Origin of the sequence: Catellatospora sp. NPDC049111, from assembly GCF_040648615.1 — a bacterium.
Classification (GTDB): Bacteria; Actinomycetota; Actinomycetes; order Mycobacteriales; family Micromonosporaceae; genus Catellatospora; species Catellatospora aurea.
In genome coordinates, this window is the sequence record NZ_JBEZEB010000018.1 from 109,772 (window position 1) to 129,006 (window position 19,235).

Sequence of the window (19,235 nt, forward strand, 5' to 3'; positions counted from 1 at the left end):
CGGCCCCCCGCGCCCCCCCGCCGGGGCCCTGCCCCCCCTGAGTCCCCACCCCCCCCCCCCCCGGTCACGGGGCCCGCCCGGGGGGGCGGTCCGGCACCTTTCACGTCCAGGTCCATCCGGCCGACCGGCGCCCCTCGGTCGTCCGCGTCGACGGGGTGTCGGGGGAGCGGGGAGCAAAAATGGGAGCAGAGCCGCTCCCTGAACAGATGCCGAACAGCGCTGAAGAGCGCCGAACGGCGCTGATCATGGTTTGTGGGGCCTGTCGGCCGTTGTACTCGGGGAAAGGGCGCTTCCGGCGCTACGGCCGGAGTCGGTGCCCTTCTGGTGGCGCCGGTGAGGCAGGTTCCTAGGATGCTCCGGACAAAGCGGGCTGAATCACCCTGTAGAACCGGCATGAAACGGACACGGGGGCCGTGTGCGGAGTCGTCGTCAGAGTGCGCTACGCTGTACGGGCTGCCGCGGTGAGAGATCATCTCGGCAACGGGCTGTAGCGCAGCTTGGTAGCGCACTTGACTGGGGGTCAAGGGGTCGTCGGTTCGAATCCGGCCAGCCCGACGGTGCGAAGACAAGGGCCTTGACCGGCATTTCTGCTGGTCAAGGCCCTTGTTCTATTGGTGGTCATGTGCGGCTTCCGCCAGTCGTCAAGATCGCTGGGGGACCAGTTGGGGACCAGCGACACGCTGCGGGACACGTTTTGGGCTTCCGGCTGCGCTGCGTCTGCTGCTATGCCGGGGCTGGCGACGCATGAGGTCCGCGGGCTCCTAGCTGCCGGAGCGCCGGGACTTCTGCGATCGTGGCCGAGTGTTCGAAGCGGGGTCGCGTTCCAAGCAGATCAGCACCTTCATGCTGCCCGAGGATGAGGCAGCGTTCGACGAGGCGTTAGCGCCCGCGATCGTCGGCCTCGGCCAGTGGGAGACCCACGACCAGCGGGCACGGACCATCACGCTGCACGACTCGTTGCCGGCGGCAATGCGCCACGACCGGACCCAGACGTTCCTGCGCCTGTTCGGCCGTGACGGCGGCACCGTCGGACCCCAAATCCAATACGTGTACACCTCTGTGGTGACCACAGACGAGGCTGTACTCGCCGCTACCGGCGGGCGGTTTCGGGCGACGGCCGAACGGCCCGAAGGGCTGTCACCGGGTCGGCTGGCGTTCAAATGGTTCCCCGAGGACGAAGCTGACTGCGTGCGGCGGGACTTCGTCGCCCTGGCTGACGCGGCCTGGAAGGCATTGCAGGCGGTCACGTCGCCGCACGTCGAAAGCGCCACCGGCAAGCCCCTGAGGCGATACCGGATTGGGGAGACCGCGAAGGCGTGGGCGCTCGATCGCCCAGGTCTTCATCTGCACGACTTCGCGTTGCGCCTGAGGATCCGCCCTGTCTCCCACGCTTCTGGCGTCGTCGGTACTGGCGTCGGCCAATAGCGCGGCCCACCAGGGAACCAGTTCCAGTGCGGCCAGCCGGACAGCATGAACAAGGGCCTTGACCAGCGGAAGCCGGTCAGGGCCCTTGTTCATGAGGTGGTCCATGCCATCAGCGGCACGCGGTCATGACCTCTGGACCAGTGGACCAGAGGCCACTCTTAGCTTTCCGTTTGAGGAGCGTTTCATCAGTTCAGGGGCTTGACGGTTGCCTTCTTCAGGGCCGGATATCGGACCGCAGGTGTCGATGTCCGGCCCTTTGCCCTGCCTCGGCCGGGTCGGTTATGTTTCGGCCAGGTCGCTGGTGTGCCGATGAGGCTGTCGCACAACTTTCGATCATCAGCTGTCAAGAGATCCGCTGCCGGGCGTCGTGGCGGAAGATCTTGTTCAGGTTGTGGACGGTGGCGAGGAGTTTGATCTCGGTATCGACGGCGGCGGTGCCGCGGTGGTGCAGACGGCGGCCGAACCGTTGGAACAGCTGGGCGAAGCCGGGTTCGACGAGGGCGCCGCGGCGGGTGTAGAGCTGCCATCGAACGCGACGAGGGGTGCCGGCCCGTGCGGGTCCAGGCTCGGTAGCAGCGCACGGATCTGAGCGACGGCGACTGCGCTGGTGTTGTCGCCGACCTGCACGCGCACCGCGTCCAAGGGCGCGGTCCAAGAGTCTGGGTGAGGGCTGAGTCCTACCAGCCAGGAGTAGCACCAGCCGGCCACGATCGGCTTGCCAGCCGAATGGCGCGACGGGTGGTAGTAGCAGCCGCGGCCTGGTGAGCACTCGGCATCGCAGCGGGCCCAGGTGGTGGCGTCGACCGCGAAGTCGGGACGCCAGCCGGCCGGCCGGGCCGCCGCGAGGGCCTCACGAAGCTGGTCGGTGTCGATCGCGCCGTCGGCCAGTGCCGCATAGGCGCTGCCGTGCCCGCGCATCGCACCGTCGGCCAGTGTCAGATGCGCGAGCGAGGTGACCGTGACCGGGCGGCTGACCGCGTCGAGGAGTTCGAACAGGGCGTCGGGCCAACGGGTGAAGCAGTCGTAGACGTCGTTACGGAACCTGCGAAGTTCACCCTGGTCACCGACACGGGGCAGGGTGATACTGCTGGTAGCGGCCATCGCGGCCTCCGAGTAAGCGGGGAAGCTTTACTCGAACATCACCGCGATGGCCGCATCTGTCATTCCCCGTCGCGAGGGGCAAAAGCCCAGCTCACGTTAAAGGGAAAGCTAAGGCCATACCGTCAAGTTGTCGCCGTCCTAAGCAGCCAGCTCGAGATCCCCCTGGGTTTCTGGCGGGTTGGTTGGGGCACCAGGACGTCGCAGCCATTCGGACGGCTCACGGGCCCAGCGCTTTGATAGTGACCGGGGCGGTCCCGATGGTGCTGTCAGCCTTTGGCGGGCCTGCGCCGGAGCTCGGTCTGAGCGGGGCGGCGGAAGATGCCGTACCACCAGGTGTCGGCGAGTTCCCGGGCGGCCGCGGCGTCGCGGCTGCCGTCGTCGGTGGTGACATGGTGCAGCAGGAAGCGGTCGCCGCCGTCGATCATGAGGTGGGCGGCGACCGCGGGGTCGATGTCGGCCCGGGTGCGCCCGGCGGCCTGCTCGGCGGCGATGAGCTGCCGGGTGTTGTCGCGGAACGCCTCGAGCCTGCCGTTCCAGAAGTCGCGCACGGCCGGGTCGTACGCCGAGGTCTCCTGCACCGCGGTCAGTAGTGCGGCATTGGCGCGGTAGGTCGCGATGACCTCGGCGAACGTCGCGGTGAGGGCTTCGACGCCGGCTTCGGGCCGCCAGGCGGCGGTGATGCCGAACGAGGTCTGGCTCATCGAGGCGGCCAGCCGCAGCAGCAACTGGGTCTTGTCGGCGAAGTAGAGGTAGAACGTCGAGCGCGCGACCCCGGATTCGGCGGCGATGCGCTGTACGCCGAGTTCGGTGTATCCGGCGCCCTCGGCGAGCAGGCGTGCGACCGTGTCGAGGATCTGGGTCTCGACACCGCCGCGGCGGTCGGCCGCGTCGGAGCGGCGCCTGGTGATGGACGGCATAGCTGGATCTTAGGCGAGGTGGCGTGCGGCGCGGGACGCGCTACGCTGGTTGTCGGACACAGTGTCCGACGAAGTGTCTTACGATCGTGACCTCTCGCGATCACGAAAGGGAATGCCGTGAAATACCGCCTGCTGGGCCGCACCGGAGTCTGGGTGTCGGAGATCTCTCTGGGCACGATGACCTTCGGTGGCGCCGACCACCCCGTCTACGGCCCGCTCGGCGGGCTGGGGCGGGCCGAGGTCGACCGGATCGTGGGAACCGCGCTCGACGCCGGGATCAACTTCATCGACACCGCCGACGTCTATGCCGACGGCGAGAGCGAGCAGCTGCTCGGGCAGGCGCTGGGCGCTCGGCGCGACGAGGTCGTGCTGGCCACGAAGGTGCACGCGCCGACCGGGCCCGGGCCCAACGACGCGGGCTGGTCGCGGCTGCACGTGATGCGGGCGCTGGAGGCCAGCCTGCGCCGCCTGGGCACCGATCACATCGACCTCTATCAGCTGCACAACTTCGACCCGCTGACCCCGTTCGAGGAGGTGCTGGCGGCGCTCGGCGACGCCGTACGCCAGGGCAAGGTCCGCTACATCGGGTGCGCGAACCTCGCGGCCTGGCAGATCAGCCGGGCACTGGGCGTGTCGGCGCGGCACGGACTGCCCGCGTTCGCCGCGGTGCAGGCCTACTACTCCCTGGTCGGCCGTGACGCCGAGCACGAGCTGGTGCCGATGGCCCAGGCCGAAGGGATCGGGCTGACCGTATGGAGCCCGCTGGCAGGCGGTTTCCTCAGCGGCAAGCTGCACCGCGACGGCGCGGCCGAGCCCGGCACCAGGCGCGCCACGGCCGACTACCCGGACTTCCCGCCCGTGGACCGTGAGCACGGCCACGACGTGTTGGACGTCCTGCGTGTCGTCGCCGCCCGCCACGGCGTCAGCGTGGCCCGCGTGGCGCTGGCGTGGCTGTTGGTACAACCAGCGGTGACCAGCGTCATTGTGGGTGCCCGGCGGGTCGAGCAGCTCGTCGACAACGCCGCGGCCAGCGGCCTGGTCCTAACCGAGCAGGATCTCGCCGACCTGAACCGGGTGTCGGCACCGCCGGCGCTGTATCCGGGCTGGATCCAGCAGATGTTCGCCGGTGCTCGGCAACCTGCCAGCTGAGCCCGCCGAGTCGTTCAGCGGTGAGTTTCACACGGCCCAGGTTGACCACGCGGTGGTCAACCTGGGCCTTAGATTGTCGGCGGCCGGTCGGTGGTCGTGTCGCCCTGGAATGCGTCGGTACGGGGTGCAGGTGGTGGCCCAGATCGGTGCTGGCGACTACACCTTGCGCGCTTTTGTCGGCAGCCAGCGCTGCAGGGCATGTCCGGAAGAGGGCGGCAAAGGATACCGCGACCCCGGAGATTGCCGCGGCGGTGTCGCGCAGCGGCGCGCTGACGGCTGTAGTAGTCGGTTCTCATCTCGGGGGCATGGCGACCTGTTCGCACCTGAGGCGTCAGACCTGGTCGCCTGCGCTAGGAGAAACCGCACTCTGGCCCGGACCGGGGACAGGTGCCCGCGCAGAGTAGTGAGGAAGTCGCGAACGTCGCTGCGATTGTCCATGGCTTCGACGGAACGGCGCAGACTGCGGCTGCCTCGAGGTACTGGACCTACCGGGCTGGGGTGTCACTGCCCGTCGGCCGGTTTCGGGTTTTGTGATCGTCGGTTTGGGGCGTTTCCTCGAGCACGCTACCGACGGCCAGGCAGGGATCCGTGCCGGGAGACATGCTGGCGATGGCCTCGGCGGCGCTTTCTGCGGCATCCCGGAACACCGCCCGCTGGTCCTGCGGCAGGCCGCGCAGCACGTGGTCTTCGGCGTGTGCGACGCGCTGTTCGGCTGCGGCCAGTACTTGTCGTCCGCGCTCGGTGGCCACGATCCGGCGGGCGCGCCGGTCGCGCGGGTCGAGCTGCCGCTCGATCAGCCCCGCATTTTCGAGGTCGTCGATCACGTACGTCAGGACGCTGCGGTCGATCACCAGCCGGCTTGCCAGAGCGCCTTGGGTGGGTACGTCCTCGTGCACGACGACGGCCAGGATGTGGTAGCCCCGGCTGCCGTGCGGGAGATCTTTCAGTTCCTCTTCGACGTATTCTTGCCAGCGGCGCAGCACCATTCCGAGCGACCACCCGAAGTTCACGCCCCGCTGACGGTCGCCCGGCTGCACGGATACGTTCGTGTCAGCGGACATGTAACCAACGTACCAGCTGTTGTGTTGATCGAGAAATCGATTGGTTCGGCAAAAGATGTGCGCGGCGTCGTGTGTCTGTTCAGTACGAGCCATTTCGCGGGATGGTTCCGAAGGCGCCGTTGCGAAAGGCGCGGTGGGCCTGCTCGATCTCGGCTCGGGTGTTCATGACGAATGGTCCGGCGGCGACGACCGGCTCTCCGATCGGCCGTCCGGAGAACAGCAGGATCTTGACGGGTTGTTCGGCGTCGGGATTCGAGAAGTCGAGCGTGGTCGGCTCGTCAAGCCCTGCGACTGGGTCGGACCAGGCGATCTGGCCGGTGCGCACGGGTCGGCCGTCGATGGTGGTGCGACCAGAGACGACGTAGGCAAAAGCGCGCTCGTCGGCGGGAAGCACCTGCTGGTACGCGATCTTCGGGTCGAGGGTGAGCAGCAGACCGAGCACCGGCCAGTGGTTGCGTGCGGGGCCGGTGACGGTGCCGTCGTGGCCGGAGATCACCTGGACGGTCACGCCCGGTCGTGTGTGCACCGCGTGGTTGTCGGCGCGTAGGTCCTGGTAGCGGCTGGGGGTCAGCTTGCGGGCGGCGGGCAGGTTGAGCCATAGCTGGATGATGTGGGCGTACTCGTGCCGGGCGGCGACCTCGCGGTGGATGATGCCGTGGCCGGCCGTCATCCACTGCACGTCACCGGGTTCGAGTAACCCGGCGTTGCCTTTGCTGTCGCCGTGTTCGAGCAGTCCGTCCAGGACGAGAGTGACGGTTTCCATGCCCCGGTGCGGATGCCAGTCGAATCCGGGCCTGCTGAACTTCTCCTCGCCCATGATCAGGAACGGGTCGGTCAGCGCGGGTCGGTTCGGCGTGATGATGATCATCCTGTCGTCGGACTGCGCGTTGGGGCCGATGGCGATGCGGTCGCGGACGCGATCGACGCGCCTGGTGGTCTGCGGGGTGTGGTCGGTCATCGTCGTTGCCTATCTGTCCGTTGGGTAATTGCGGGGGAGTCTGTTGCTGGCGTTGAGGGATCTGCCAACTTTGTTTAACGAGTCCGCGATCTGAGTCATGGGGAAGATTCAGATCGCGGACTCGAGGCCTGCGTGGGGTGACATCGAAGCAGGTCGACAGGCTGAGTTCAGTGATTTGCCCTCCATGTGTCGAGCCTGAGCGCCTGCGTCAGCCAACCGTGGTCGGACGGACGGCGGTGTCGGCCGCGGGTGCGCCGACGGCGCGTGGCTTGAGCGATGGCGTTGATGAAAGCGTCTTTTGCGTGGTTCATGGACTGGCTCCCCGACATAGTGTCGGACGGTGTGTCCGACGGAGTGTCCGAAGCTAGCATTGTTTGCTTGAGCAGGCCATACTTGCGGACACAGGCGGCGCGTGATTGATGTCAATCGCGGTATGGGAATCAGCGCACGGTGTTTCCTCGTAGGCATCGAGGACTGCGAGGGCGCTGGGTCACCCGTTGGCTCGGGTGACAGGTTCATGGCCTGGCGGGTCTTGTAGGGCGGCGGAAGATGCCGTACCACCAGGTGGTGGCGAGTTGCCAGGCTGCTGTGTTGTCGGCGGTGCTGTCGGTGCCGCCGACGTGGCGCAGCAGGAACCCGTCGCCGCCGTCGACCATGATCCGGGCGGCCGCGTCGGGGTCGATGCCGGGCGGGGTTCGGTTCGCCTTCTGTTCGGAGGCGATGAGCTTTCGGGCGTTGTCGCGGAACGGTTCGAGTCGGGTGTTCCAGAACTCCCGGATCGACCGGTCATAGGCCGAAGCCTCATGGATCGCGGCGAGCAGCGCCGACTGGGCGCGGTAGTTGGCGACGACGTCGGCGAAGGTGCCGGCCAGACGTTCGAGTCCGTTGGCGGGGTGCCAGGTGGAGGCGATGTCGAACGACGTCGCGTTCAAGCTGTCCGCCAGGCGGATCAACAGCTCTGTCTTGTCGGCGAAGTACAGGTAGAACGTCGAGCGGGCGATGCCGGCCTGAGAGGCGATGTGCTGCACACCGAGCGCTGTGAAGGAGGTGCCTTCGGCGAGCAGTCGACTGGCGGTGTCGAGGATCTGTTCCTCGACTGCCCGGCGGCGTTCGGTGGAGCCGGACCTGGAGCGGGTGATGGACGGCATGCGGTGACCTCAGATTCTGCGACGTGGCTGATCGGGCGTCCCGCCACGTGTCTGCCACGGCGTCCGGACTGGTCCGCTGATGCGGCCTGCGGGGTCCGCTGTCGGGCTTCATGCGACGACAGCGGACCCGCTTTGTGTCGCCTTCGGAAGCGACGTTGTCAGAGTCCAGCGGGCAGCCGCGTGCGGCCGCCGCCGCTGGAACCGGTGCCCCGAAGCACCCTTGGAGGTGGCCCGGCGGTCAGGCGGTGGTGACGGCGCGTGGCTCGAGGTAGCCCGCGAGTCCGTAAGCACCGTGCTCGCGGCCGATGCCGGACTGTTTGACACCGCCGAAGGGGGCGGCGTGGTCGCCGAACACGCGATTGATCAGAACGGTGCCTGCTTCGATCTGCCGGGCCACCCGCTGGGCACGATCGTGGTCGGTGGAGAAGACATAGGCTTGCAGACCGTATGGGGTGTCGTTGGCGATGCTGATGGCCTCCTGCTCGTCGTGGTATCCGATGACGACCAGGACGGGTCCGAAGATCTCCTCGCGGGCGATGCGCATCTGGTTGGTGACGCCGGTGAAGACGGTGGGCTTGACGAACCATCCCGCTGTCAGGTCGTCGGGTCGGCCCTCGCCGCCGGTGAGCAGGGTCGCGCCTTCCTCCTGACCGAGGCGGATGTAGCTCTGCACGCGGTCGAACTGCTTCTGGTTGACCAAGGGGCCGATAGCGGTGGACGCATCGGAGGGGTCGCCTACCTGCAGCGTGGCCACGGTGGTCTTGATCGCTTCGACCACCTCGTCGTGCCTGCTGTGCGGGGCGAGGATGCGGGTGCCGGCGAAGCAGGCCTGGCCATTGTTCATGAATCCGACGGTCAGCGCGGCGGCGATCGCGGCGGGGATGTCGGCGTCGTCGAGCACGATACTGGGGCTCTTGCCGCCGAGTTCGAGCGTCAGGCGTTTCATGGTCGCGGCGGCGTTGCGCATGATGTGCTGCCCCACTGCCGTGGAGCCGGTGAATCCGACCTTCGCGACGTCGGGGTGGGTGGTCAGGACCTCACCGACGACGTCGCCGCGCCCGGTGACGATGTTGACCACGCCGGGCGGGATGCCGGCGGCGTCGAAGCACTCGGTCATGACCTGGGTCTGGATGGCGCTGAGCTCGCTGGGTTTGACGACGACGGTGCAACCGGCGGCGAGAGCGCTGGCAACCTTCTGTGCCACGAACACGATGCTGTAGTTCCACGGGGTGATCGCCGCGGTCACGCCGACCGGTTCCAGGGTCACGGTGGTCTTGCCGTCAGACTTGCTGAACTCGAACGTGTCGAGAACGTCTGCGGCTTCGTCGAACATCTCCGCAGCTCGGGGCATGCCGGCCTCGACGAGATTCCAGGTCGCGCCGTACTCCTCGATCATGGCTTTTCTCAGCTCGTCCAGGTGATCGGTGAGCGCGGCGCTCACTCGGCGCAGGATGGCCTGGCGTTCCTGCCGGGTGGTCTTGGCGAAGGAGGGGAAGGCGCGCTTGGCCGCGGCGACCGCTGCCCGGGCGTCGGTCTCGTCGCCCAGGCGTACCTGACCGATGACCTGCTCGGTAGTGGGGTTGTGCAGGGGCGTCACCTCGGTTCCGTGGGGTGTGACGAACTTTCCGTCAATGTAGATCTTGTCGATGGTGCGCACGTTTGGTGCTCCGTTTCGTTCGTTCGTGGCCGTCACTGCGTAGTTGAGGTGGCGGTCTGATGCATCGGGTGGTGCCGTCACAGGCAATCCCGTTGCCTCACAATAAGTCTGTATCAAATATGAGTTGTAGTTCAACACATGTTGTGATCAACACAATCTGTGCCGGGCGGGAGATTCTCAGCGCTCTCGGTGTTGGGCCGATCGGGCTGGTAGCCGGACCGCGACGACGATGGCAGCGACGCCTGCCAGTGCCAGCGCGGCGAAACTGTAGGTGTATCCCGATTCGGCAGGCAGGCCGTCGGCCGCGCTGTGGGAGCCGAGGATCGCTGTCATCGCCGCGACGCCCAGCGAGCCGCCGACGGTGCGCAGGTTCGCGGTCACGCCGTTGGCGACACCGGTCTGCTCGGGCCGGACCGCGGCCACGATGACGTTCGACATGGTCGAGAATCCGATGCCGATCGCGATGCCGAGCAGCACCAGCGACGCCAGTACCTGCCATCGGCTGTCGTGCCCGAACGCGAGCATCGCCATCGCGGCGACGTTGATCGCTGACGCCGCGACCAGTACGGCCCGGGCCCCGAGCCGGTGTTCCAGAGGCGATGCGACCAGCCCGGCACCGAACATGGTGATGGTCATCGGCGCCAGAAGCAGACCCGCCTGCGTCACGGAGACGCCGAAGCCGTAGCCGGCACTGGGCGGGGTCTGCAGAAATACGGGCAGGAAAGTCATGACGGCGAACAGTCCGATTCCGAACAGCAGCGAGACGATGTTGGTAGTCCAGACGGCGGTGTCCCGCATCATCGTCATGTCGACCAGCGGTCGGGCCGAGCGGCTCTCCATCCGGACCCATATGCAGGCCAGCAGGGCCGCGGCCGTAAGCGGGACCAGCACTGCCGCGGAGGTCCAGCCCCACCTGCTCGCCTGGGACAGCGGCACGAGCAGGGCGACCAGCCATGTCGCGAGCAGGAGGGTGGCCGACCAGCTGACCGGAACGGGATTGCGTGATCGCGACGGCGGCACGGCCGTGACCGCCGCGGCAGCGGTGGCCAGTGCCAGTGCCGCGGGGATCCAGAACAGCGACCGGATACCGAACAGGTCGGTCAGCGGCCCGGCCAGCACGATGCCGGCCCCGCCGCCCACGGCGGTCAGCGCCGAGGCAGTGCCGATTGCGGCTGGCACCTTCGACGGCGCGATCTCGTCGCGGATGATGCCGAACACCAAGGGCAGCACGCCACCGCCGACGCCCTGCACGACACGGCCGACGATCATCAGGCCGATGCCGGGCGCCAGAGCGGAGATCACCGAACCCACGGCCAGGGCGAGCAGCGAGGCGACCAGGACGCGGTCCTTGCCGTGGCGGTCGCCGAGGCGACCGAGTACGGGGGTGGCGACAGAGGCCGACAGCAGGAACGCGGTCATGGTCCACGCGACCAGGGTCGGCGTCGTCTGCAGGTTCTCCTGCAGTGCAGGCAGGACCGGGTTGAGCAGCGACTGGAACAGTGCGAACGCAAAAGCGGCCAGCATGACGACCGACAGCACGGCTCGTGGGTTCGGGGGACGGGTTGCCAGATGTGAAGCCATAGGGGCCTACCAGGTTGTGCAGTCGAAGGACCGGGCCGCGCGTATGCAGGACCAGCCCGGGGCGGAAGAATGCAGCGGCTCGTGCCCGCGTTGCGGCGGGCACGAGCCGCGGTCATCCAAGGGTTGTGCGCTCGTGCGTTATGGGCGTAGTGGGCCGGCGGGCTCAGGCGATGTAGGCCGGGCCGCCGCTGCCCTCGGTCTGGTAGCCGTGGTGAGTGCGCTCGGTGCGGGTGGTCTCCACGACGGTCCAGGCGTGGTACTTGGTCCACACCGTTGCGCCGGCCAGCCGCTCAGGCCAGGTCTGGCCGTTGGACGTGGTCTTGGTGAGCGTCTTCTCGGTGACGTAGTTGGCCATCGAGTTGAGCCAATTCTCGGCGCCGACCATCTGGTTCTCCCGGCCGAGCCCGACGACGAAGCCCTGCAGGGCGTCGGCGTTGCTCATTTCCCACAGCGCCTCCTGGGAGTAGTTGAGCACGTCGTGCCAGTACTCCCGGACGATCTCCACGTCCTGGCGGGTGCCCCAGCGGGAGATGTGACCGCCGATCAGCGCCTTGAAGTCGTAGGCCAGGATGTCGTCGTGGGCCTGGTAGTACCCGCTGATGTTCTCCGACACGTCGCAATGCGCGAACGCCACCGAACCCGGGCTCACGATGTCGATCTTCGTGAGGACCTTCTGCGCCGGGCCGTAGATGTAGATGTTGCCCGGGCAGTGGTCGGCACCCTTGTAGGACAGCTCCAGCTTGGTGCCGCCCACGTCGAGCGTGGCGTCGGTGCTGAACGTCTCGGTCGGCAGGGGGCGGTACTTGTCCGGGAACCGGGTCAGCAGCTCGCGGGTGATGTCATGCGCGACGATCTTAACGTCGGGCCCGAACTGCGACGCCGCACCGATGTGATCGGAATGCCAGTGGCTGTACACCAGGTGCGTCACCGGCTCCCTGGTCACTGACCGGATCGCCGACTGCAGGTTCTCGCCGAGCCCGGGAGGGGCGTCGATGACGATCACGCCGTCACCGGTGACCACGAATCCCGCGTCGTAGCCGGCGGGACTGGTGACCCAGTAGAAGTTGCCGCCGTCGCCGACGTTCTCGGCGTGGTAGCCCTTGGCGTAGAACGACGGGTCGTCGAGGTACTCGGGCATGAACTGCTTCGGCGACGGAGCGTTGCCCTCCGTCACGGCCTTCTGGAAGCCCCACTTGCTCGGGTAGAAGTCGCCGTACTTGCTTGCCATCGTGCCTTCTTCCGGCGTGGTGGAGTGCGCGTCACGCGGACCGGGCCCAGCCCGCATATATGCGTCCCCACAAATGATTTGGTCAACAATCAAACTAGGCAGCAAACGTTATGAACCACAACCGATTGTGGAACACGGCACATCTGGGGGCGCGGGGTTTGCTGCCACTCCGAGCAGATCTACCATGGACACTATGTCGGACAGCATGTCCGACCACTCTAGCTGCGAAAACGTGGCATGGCCACGCGGCCTGCGTGGACCGCCCAGGCGGGCCCGAGAGTCTCACGCGGTGTCGGCGATTAAGTTGTACAGCATACGAGTTGGTGGCAAGATATTTTGATCGTTAGCCTTGTTCGATCGCAGGCAACTGACATGAGGAGACGGGCGATGCCCGATTACGGACATGAACTGCTCTTCGGTGCATTCATCACGCCTGGCGCCGACGACCCGGACCGGGTCGTCGCGCTGGCGGAGCTGACCGAAGCGGCCGGCCTCGACCTGGCGACATTCCAGGACCACCCCTATAACCCGGGCTTCCTCGACACCTGGACACTGCTGAGCTGGGTCGCCGCCCGTACGCAGCGACTGCGGGTGTCGGCCAACGTCTTGAACCTGCCGCTGCGCCCGCCTGCGGTACTAGCCCGTGCGACGGCCAGCCTCGACCTGCTCTCTCAGGGCAGGTTCGAACTCGGCCTAGGCGCCGGCGCGATGTGGGACGGCATCGAGGGCATGGCCGGCCGCCGGCTCACCCCAGGCCAAGCGGTCGTCGCGCTGCGGGAGGCCATCGACATCCTCCGCCAGGCCTGGGACACCGCAACCCGCGCACCCCTGCGATACGACGGCAAGCACTATCAGGTCCCGGGAATGCGGCGCGGCCCCGCACCCGCCCACGACATCGGCATCTGGCTCGGCGCCTACAAACCCCGCATGCTCGAACTGACCGGCGCCGTGGCTGACGGCTGGCTGCCGACTCTCGAATACCTCAACGAACCCGACCGAGTCACCGCGAACCGGCTCATCGACGAGGGCGCGGACAAGGCCGGGCGCAACCCGGGCCAGATCCGGCGGCTGCTCAACCTGTTCCAGGTCGACATCTCCGCCGCCAGTCGCGGCTTCCTGCAGGGACCCGCCGCCCAGTGGGTCGAGCAGTTGCTGCCCATGGTGCTCGACGAAGGCTTCAGCACCTTCATCGTCGGCCGCGACGACCCCCGCCTGATCGAGGCCTTCGGCCACGAAGTCGCCCCGGCGCTGCGCGAGGCCGTGGCAGCCGAGCGCAGGTCGGCCGGCACCCCCACCGGCCCGGCCCGGTCGGCGATCGTGCTGGCCGGACGGCTGCCCGGACTCGACTACGAGGCCCTGCCGGCGGCGCTGGCCGCCCACGCCGTCGAGCCCGGCGACAAGGACTACGAGCGGGTACGGCACAGCTACATCCGCCGCGGCTCACCCGCGCTCGTACTGCGACCGGGTACGGCCGCCGAGGTCGCCGAAGCCGTCCGCTACGTGCGCGGGCAGGGCGTGACGCTGTCGGTGCGCAGTGGCGGGCACGGCGTCAGCGGCCGGTCCACCAACGACGGCGGCGTCATCATCGACCTGTCCCGCATGAACCGGGTACAGGTGCTCGACCGCCCCCGCAAGCTCATCCGCCTGGAACCGGGCGCGCGCTGGGGCGAGGTCGCCGTCGCGCTGGTGCCGCACGGGCTGGCGATGAGCTCCGGCGACTATGGCGATGTCGGCGTCGGCGGGCTGGGCACCACCGCCGGCGTCGGCTACCTCGCCCGCAAGTACGGACTGACCATCGACCACGTCGTGGCGGCCGAGATCGTGACCGCCGACGGAGCCATCCTGCGCACCGACGCGACCCAACACCCGGACCTGTTCTGGGCGATCCGCGGCGCGGGCGGCAACTTCGGCGTCGTCACGGCCCTGGAACTGCAGGCCTACGAACTCGGCGACGTCGTCTACGCCCAACTTGCCGTCGATGCGAAGGACATGTCCGCGATGCTGCAGCGCTGGGGCAGCACAGTGGAGGCGGCCCCACGCGAGTTGACCAGCTTCATGTCGGTCTTCGCGAGTCCACGCGGTCCGATGGCCCGCATCACGCTGGTGTATGCCGGCGACGACGTCGAGGCGGCGCAGGCCGCGCTGACGCCGTTCCTGGACATCGGCCGGATCATCGACCAGCAGGCTCACCTCGCGCCCTATGCCGCGCTGGTCGCCCCGCCCCACAACCGCCATCACGGGCAGGGGCTGGAGGACACACGCAGCGGCCTGCTCCATCACATCACCGCCGAGGCTGCCGCCAGCATGCACGCGATGATGCACTCCGGCGACGTATCGGTGATGCAGATCCGCACCGTCGGCGGCGCCGTCAACGACATCGCCGGCGACGCCACCGCTTATGCGCACCGCACCCAGAACTTCTCCGTGCTCGCCGCGACAGGACCCGCGAACGTGGCGCAGCTCGACAAGCACTGGGAGGACCTGTCCTTGCACCTGGACGGCATGTACCTCAGTTTCGAGACGCGCACCGACGCACGGCTGCTACATGACGCGTTCCCGGAGCCCACGCTGAGCCGTCTGCGCGCCATCAAGGCCAAGTACGACCCGGACAACGTCTTCAACCGCAACTTCCCGATCCCGCCCGCTGAGGGAAACACAGCTGTCTAACCAAGGCGTGCTGTCGCACATATTAGTTGTCGAGCACAACATTTTAAGCATTTTATGCACGACAACGAACTGGTTCGCCGAGCGAGATCGCAAATCCATTGTCAACCGAACGACACCGCGCTGATCTGAGGCAGACCGCACGCCGACCTCACCCCACCAGAAATCACCAGAAAGAAAGGGCCGCCATGCGCACACGAGCCGCTGTAGCCCAGGGACCCGACAAGCCGTTCACCTTCACCGATTTCGACATCGATGAACCCCGCGACGACGAAGTGCTCGTCCGGATCGTCGCCACCGGGATCTGCCAGACTGACGCGCACGTACGCAACGGACACATCCCCTCACCGCAGCCGATTGTGCTGGGACACGAAGGAGCCGGGGTCGTCGAGCGGGTCGGTCCGGCTGTCGCCGACCTACGGCCCGGCGACCACGTGGTGCTGTCATACCAGTCATGCGGGAGCTGCGACCGGTGCCGTACCGGGCACCCGTCGTACTGCGACCAGGCCTGGCAGGCCAACTTCGCCGGCACCCGGCTCGATGGCACCGTGGGGCTGCACCGCCCCGAAGGCACCGACAGCGAAAAGGTCTTCGGCCACTTCTTCGGCCAGTCCTCATTCGCCACATACGCGCTGACCACCGAGCGCAACACCGTCAAGGTCGACAAGGACCTGCCGCTGGAACTGCTCGGCCCGCTCGGCTGCGGCCTGCAGACCGGTGCCGGAGCCGTGCTCAACTCCTTCGCCATGCCTGCCGGCGAGACCATCGCGATCCTCGGTGTCGGAGCCGTCGGACTCGGCGCTGTGATGGCCGCCAACCTCGCCGCAGCGGCGACGATCATCGCGGTCGACGTCAACGACCAGCGGCTTGCCCTGGCAGCCGAACTCGGCGCCACCCACACCCTCAACGCCGGCGGCCTCGACGTGACCAAGGCCATCCAGGAAATCACCGTGGCAGGCGTCGCCTACATCCTGGACACCACCGGCCGCGCCGACATGATCGCCAACACGGTCGCCGCCCTACGGCCGATGGGCCAGGCCGGACTCGTCGCGGGAGGGCGCGACGCCATGATCCCCGCCGCGCCGCTCGCGCTGGGAAAGTCGGTGCGCGGCATCGTCCAGGGCGACGCGCTGCCGCATCAGTTCATCCCCCGGCTCATCGAGCACTACCGTGCGGGCCGCCTTCCCATCGAGCGGCTGGTCCGCTTCTACGACTTCGACGACATCGACGAGGCCTTCGCCGCGGCTGCGCGCGGTCAGGTCATCAAGCCCGTCCTGCGGATCTCGAACCATGCGCAGCAAGCAGCCTGACCCGACAACGCATCCCATCAACCTGCCTGGTCAGAGCCGCAGGCCGGTGCGGCCGGCGAGGGGTCTGACCGCACCGGCCTGGAGCCGCCACCCGCATCCGGTGGTTCCGTTTACGACCGGTCGACGCTGCTGCGGGAGATCACACCCGAGTCGGTCGACGCGGTTGTCGGGCTCGCGGGCCCGGACACCGACAGCCCAATGGTGCTGCTGGAGATCCGGCACCTCGGGGGAGCCCTGGACCGGCGGCCCGAGTCGGGAAACGCGATCGACACCCGCGGCTCGGCGTACCTGCTCTACGGAGTCGCCTTCGGCAGCCCCGACCAGGCCGAGATGTTCGGCCGTCACCTCGACGGCCTGATCTCGGCGCTGCAGCCATGGAGCAGTGGCCGGCGCTTCGTGAACTTCTTCAGCGCGGCCGACGCCGAAGCCGTACCGGCCGGGTACCGCCCGGAGACCTTCCGGCGGCTGGTCGAACTCAAGAAGACGTACGACCCTCAGAACCTCTTCCGGCTCAACCACAACATCGCCCCCGTCTGACGCCGCGCCCAGCCAGGACACAGCGGCGCCCGGCGCTGGCAAACAGGCCGCTGTCTGGGCTCCGACCTCGTGGAGTCGGAGCCCAGACAGCGGCCATTCGGGCATCACTACTCGCGGGGCTGCACCCGGTTCCACAGGTCGTTGAACGCGATGCTGTCGAACATCGCGGTGCCGTCGACGACCTTGCCGTCCTTCATCTTCAGGAACCACGCGTAGGTGTTCTCGTATGGCTTGCCGTCGTTGGCCGTGCCGCGCCCGTCCCAGAGCACGACCACGTCGTTGCCGTCGCAGATCACTGCCTGGACTCGGACCGGCCGGAACGGTTCGGTGGTGCTCATGCGCGCACCGAACGGGGCGAGCACCTTGTCGATGAACTCCTGCCGGCTGCCGAACTCCTGCGACACCAGCGTCTGTCCCTCGATCCGCCAGGTCATCTCCGGCGCGAAAACGTCGGTGATCGGCGCGGTCCCGCGCTGCCAGGCGTCGAAAGCAGCCGCGACCGCGGCGCGGTCCGTCTCGACGCAGGCGGCCCGCGCTGTCTGGGACGGCGGCGCCGCGCTGGCTGCCGCCGGGCCCGCGATGACCACCATCGAGAAGACGATCGCACTGCCCAGGTGGTGGTGAGGTTTCATGGCTGGCCCCCTGACGCCGTGGGTCGGCTCGCCGTGCCGGAGCGTCGCATCGGCTCTTCGCACCAGGAGATTCTAAATCCAGGCCCTTCGGCTCGGAGTCGGTTCTCCTGGTCCGCTGCAAGCAGCGTTGCGGTCAGGCCCCGATGGCCGCGTGCTGGGCCTGCGGGGCGTTGGCAGCCTGCGGCCGACGCGGCATCGCGGTGGTCACCGCGAACGCGGCGAGCCCGGCGACGGCCAGCATGGCGAATCCGTAGGTGTAGCCGGCCTCGGCGGACGTGCCGTCGGCGGCCTGCTGGGCGCTGACGACCGCTGCCATCAGCGCGATGCCGATGGACCCGCCGATGGTGGCGAAGTTGGCGGTGATGCCGTTGGCCACGCTGGTCTGGTCGGGGCGGACCGTGGCGACGATGACGTTGGACATGGTCGAGAACCCGGCGCCCAGCGCGACTCCCAGCAGCGTGACCGCCAGGTAGATCTGCCAGCGGTGTTCGTGGCCGAAGGCCAGCAGCACGCAGGCAGCCACATACAGCGTGCAGGCGCCCATGAGCGTGGTCCGGGAGCCGAGATACCGGGTCAGCTGCGTGGAGGCGAGCCCGGCCAGCAGGGTCGTGACGCTCATCGGCAGCAGCATGAGTCCTGCCTGCGTGACGCCGGCACCGAAACCGTAGCCGGCCGCTGTCGGTGTCTGCACGAACGTGGGCAGGAAGGCGGTGACGGCGAACAGGCCGAAGCCGAACAGCAGCGAGACGAGGTTGGTGGTCCAGACCGCGGGAATTCGCATCATGCGCATGTCGACAAGTGGCCGCGCCGAGCGTGACTCGGCCGCTACCCATGCACAGGCCAGTGCCGTCGCGGCGACGAGGGGCGTGATCACAGCGGGGGAGGACCAGCCCCACCGGGAGGCCTGGGTCAGCGGGACGAGGAGCGCGATCAGCCAGGCCGCGAGCAGTGCGGTCGTGAGCCAGCTGACGGGTCGGGAGTCGCGGGCCGGTGACCGTGGGACGACAACGCCGGCGAGTGCGGCGGTTGCGGCGGCCAGCAGGGCGGGGATCCAGAACAATGACCGGACGCCGAAGGCTACGGACAGCGGCCCGGCCAGTACGACGCCGACCCCGCCGCCTACCCCGCCGACGGCCGCGGCGAGGCTGACGGCACCGGGCAGCTGCCGTGGTGAGAACGCGTCACGCAGGACACCGTAGGTCAGCGGCAGGACTGCGCCACAGATGCCCTGGATGATACGGCCGAGGATCATGACTTCTACGTCCGTAGCCACCGCGCAGACCCCCGAGCCCACGGCCAGCGCGATCAGCGAGGCGATTACGGCACGGTCCTTGCCGTAGCGGTCGCCGAGGCGACCGGCGATGGGAGTGAACACCGACGCCGACAACAGGAAAGCCGTCATCACCCAGGTGATCATCGTGGGGGTGGTGTCCACGTCCTGCCGGAGCGTGGGCAGTACCGGGCCGATCAGTCCTTGAGACATGGTGAACGTCAGGACGGCGAGCAGCAGGACCGCCAGGATGGCCGTCGGGTTGGTGGTGCGAGGTGCCAGACGAGTCGGCATGTGAGGCCTACCAGTGATTGAGGAAGGTGACGCAGTCCGGTTCGGAGTTCGAACCACTGCGCCGGCACAAACACCGCAGGGGGCGGTGCGCGGCCAAGAGGGTCAGTTGTATGACCCAAAGTTTGGTCAACAAATATTTGTTCTGCAACACGATGTGGCTCGCGTCGCATGCCCTAAGGTGACTCATCACCTATCTGGCAAGTTCTCTCGGACGAGAGAGATGAGTGTGCGGCGCGGTATTCGTGGATTTAGCAGCCGATGCTCGCGTCGACAGCGATGCCCAAGGTGATGTGTCACCCACCA

15 protein-coding genes, 1 tRNA gene and 1 pseudogene are annotated in these 19,235 nt (G+C 67.7%); 6 read left to right on the forward strand and 11 right to left on the reverse strand.

All coding sequences use genetic code 11. The annotated features are described in order from the left end of the window. Positions 1 to 481 precede the first annotated feature (481 nt). A tRNA-Pro gene (locus AB0B66_RS24025) sits at positions 482 to 555 on the forward strand. A gap of 246 nt (positions 556 to 801) precedes the next feature. Then, the gene (locus tag AB0B66_RS24030; RefSeq protein ID WP_360533895.1) at positions 802 to 1,425 is read left to right on the forward strand and encodes a hypothetical protein; all 624 of its coding nucleotides are present in this window, start codon (positions 802 to 804) and stop codon (positions 1,423 to 1,425) included. Between the two features lie 343 nt (positions 1,426 to 1,768). Here the strand turns inward: AB0B66_RS24030 and AB0B66_RS24035 are convergent, their stop codons facing one another. The 3 genes and pseudogenes from AB0B66_RS24035 to AB0B66_RS24045 all read right to left on the reverse strand — a co-directional run bounded on the left by AB0B66_RS24035 (position 1,769) and on the right by AB0B66_RS24045 (position 3,443). Then, positions 1,769 to 2,122: a transposase gene (locus AB0B66_RS24035; protein WP_360533985.1), complete on the reverse strand. Its 354-nt coding sequence runs from the start codon at positions 2,120 to 2,122 to the stop codon at positions 1,769 to 1,771. Then, positions 2,029 to 2,526: pseudogene (locus AB0B66_RS24040) on the reverse strand (transposase); the annotation flags it as partial. The pseudogene AB0B66_RS24040 and the gene AB0B66_RS24035, both read right to left, overlap by 94 nt. Positions 2,527 to 2,792: 266 nt before the next feature. Next, positions 2,793 to 3,443 (reverse strand): helix-turn-helix domain-containing protein, encoded by a 651-nt coding sequence (locus tag AB0B66_RS24045; RefSeq protein WP_360533898.1) that lies wholly within the window; start codon positions 3,441 to 3,443, stop codon positions 2,793 to 2,795. 117 nt (positions 3,444 to 3,560) lie between these two features. On the opposite strand from AB0B66_RS24045, the gene AB0B66_RS24050 reads away from it, so the two are divergent. Continuing rightward, positions 3,561 to 4,592: an aldo/keto reductase gene (locus AB0B66_RS24050; protein WP_360533901.1), complete on the forward strand. Its 1,032-nt coding sequence runs from the start codon at positions 3,561 to 3,563 to the stop codon at positions 4,590 to 4,592. A 485-nt stretch (positions 4,593 to 5,077) separates the two neighbouring features. Here AB0B66_RS24050 and AB0B66_RS24055 read toward each other — a convergent pair whose 3' ends face one another. The 6 genes from AB0B66_RS24055 to AB0B66_RS24080 all read right to left on the reverse strand — a co-directional run bounded on the left by AB0B66_RS24055 (position 5,078) and on the right by AB0B66_RS24080 (position 12,225). Beyond that, entirely contained in the window at positions 5,078 to 5,653 is a 576-nt protein-coding gene (locus AB0B66_RS24055; protein WP_360533904.1) for a MarR family transcriptional regulator, read from the reverse strand. A gap of 79 nt (positions 5,654 to 5,732) precedes the next feature. Then, a complete protein-coding gene (locus AB0B66_RS24060; protein WP_360533907.1) occupies positions 5,733 to 6,611 on the reverse strand; it encodes a pirin family protein in 879 nt (292 codons plus the stop codon). A gap of 515 nt (positions 6,612 to 7,126) precedes the next feature. Further along, on the reverse strand, positions 7,127 to 7,759 hold the full coding sequence (locus tag AB0B66_RS24065; RefSeq protein WP_360533910.1) for a TetR/AcrR family transcriptional regulator: 633 nt from the start codon (positions 7,757 to 7,759) through the stop codon (positions 7,127 to 7,129). Positions 7,760 to 7,997: 238 nt separating this feature from the next. Further along, positions 7,998 to 9,416, reverse strand: coding sequence for an aldehyde dehydrogenase family protein (locus AB0B66_RS24070; protein ID WP_360533913.1), 1,419 nt, complete (start codon positions 9,414 to 9,416; stop codon positions 7,998 to 8,000). A 177-nt stretch (positions 9,417 to 9,593) separates the two neighbouring features. Further along, the gene (locus AB0B66_RS24075) at positions 9,594 to 10,955 is read right to left on the reverse strand and encodes an MFS transporter (RefSeq protein WP_360533916.1); all 1,362 of its coding nucleotides are present in this window, start codon (positions 10,953 to 10,955) and stop codon (positions 9,594 to 9,596) included. A gap of 205 nt (positions 10,956 to 11,160) precedes the next feature. Further along, positions 11,161 to 12,225, reverse strand: a complete 1,065-nt coding sequence (locus AB0B66_RS24080) for an MBL fold metallo-hydrolase (RefSeq protein WP_360533919.1) — start codon at positions 12,223 to 12,225, stop codon at positions 11,161 to 11,163. A 387-nt stretch (positions 12,226 to 12,612) separates the two neighbouring features. Between AB0B66_RS24080 and AB0B66_RS24085 the strand changes: the two genes are divergently transcribed. The 3 genes from AB0B66_RS24085 to AB0B66_RS24095 all read left to right on the forward strand — a co-directional run bounded on the left by AB0B66_RS24085 (position 12,613) and on the right by AB0B66_RS24095 (position 16,736). Continuing rightward, positions 12,613 to 14,892 carry an LLM class flavin-dependent oxidoreductase gene (locus AB0B66_RS24085; RefSeq protein ID WP_360533922.1) on the forward strand — a complete coding sequence of 760 codons (2,280 nt, stop codon included), beginning with the start codon at positions 12,613 to 12,615 and terminating at the stop codon, positions 14,890 to 14,892. A gap of 185 nt (positions 14,893 to 15,077) precedes the next feature. Then, positions 15,078 to 16,199 (forward strand): NAD(P)-dependent alcohol dehydrogenase, encoded by a 1,122-nt coding sequence (locus AB0B66_RS24090; protein WP_360533925.1) that lies wholly within the window; start codon positions 15,078 to 15,080, stop codon positions 16,197 to 16,199. A 198-nt stretch (positions 16,200 to 16,397) separates the two neighbouring features. Beyond that, entirely contained in the window at positions 16,398 to 16,736 is a 339-nt protein-coding gene (locus AB0B66_RS24095; RefSeq protein WP_360533928.1) for a BBE domain-containing protein, read from the forward strand. A 107-nt stretch (positions 16,737 to 16,843) separates the two neighbouring features. Here AB0B66_RS24095 and AB0B66_RS24100 read toward each other — a convergent pair whose 3' ends face one another. Next, positions 16,844 to 17,368 (reverse strand): nuclear transport factor 2 family protein, encoded by a 525-nt coding sequence (locus AB0B66_RS24100; RefSeq protein ID WP_360533931.1) that lies wholly within the window; start codon positions 17,366 to 17,368, stop codon positions 16,844 to 16,846. Positions 17,369 to 17,501: 133 nt separating this feature from the next. Next, positions 17,502 to 18,932 (reverse strand): MFS transporter, encoded by a 1,431-nt coding sequence (locus AB0B66_RS24105; RefSeq protein WP_360533934.1) that lies wholly within the window; start codon positions 18,930 to 18,932, stop codon positions 17,502 to 17,504. Positions 18,933 to 19,235: the final 303 nt, after the last annotated feature.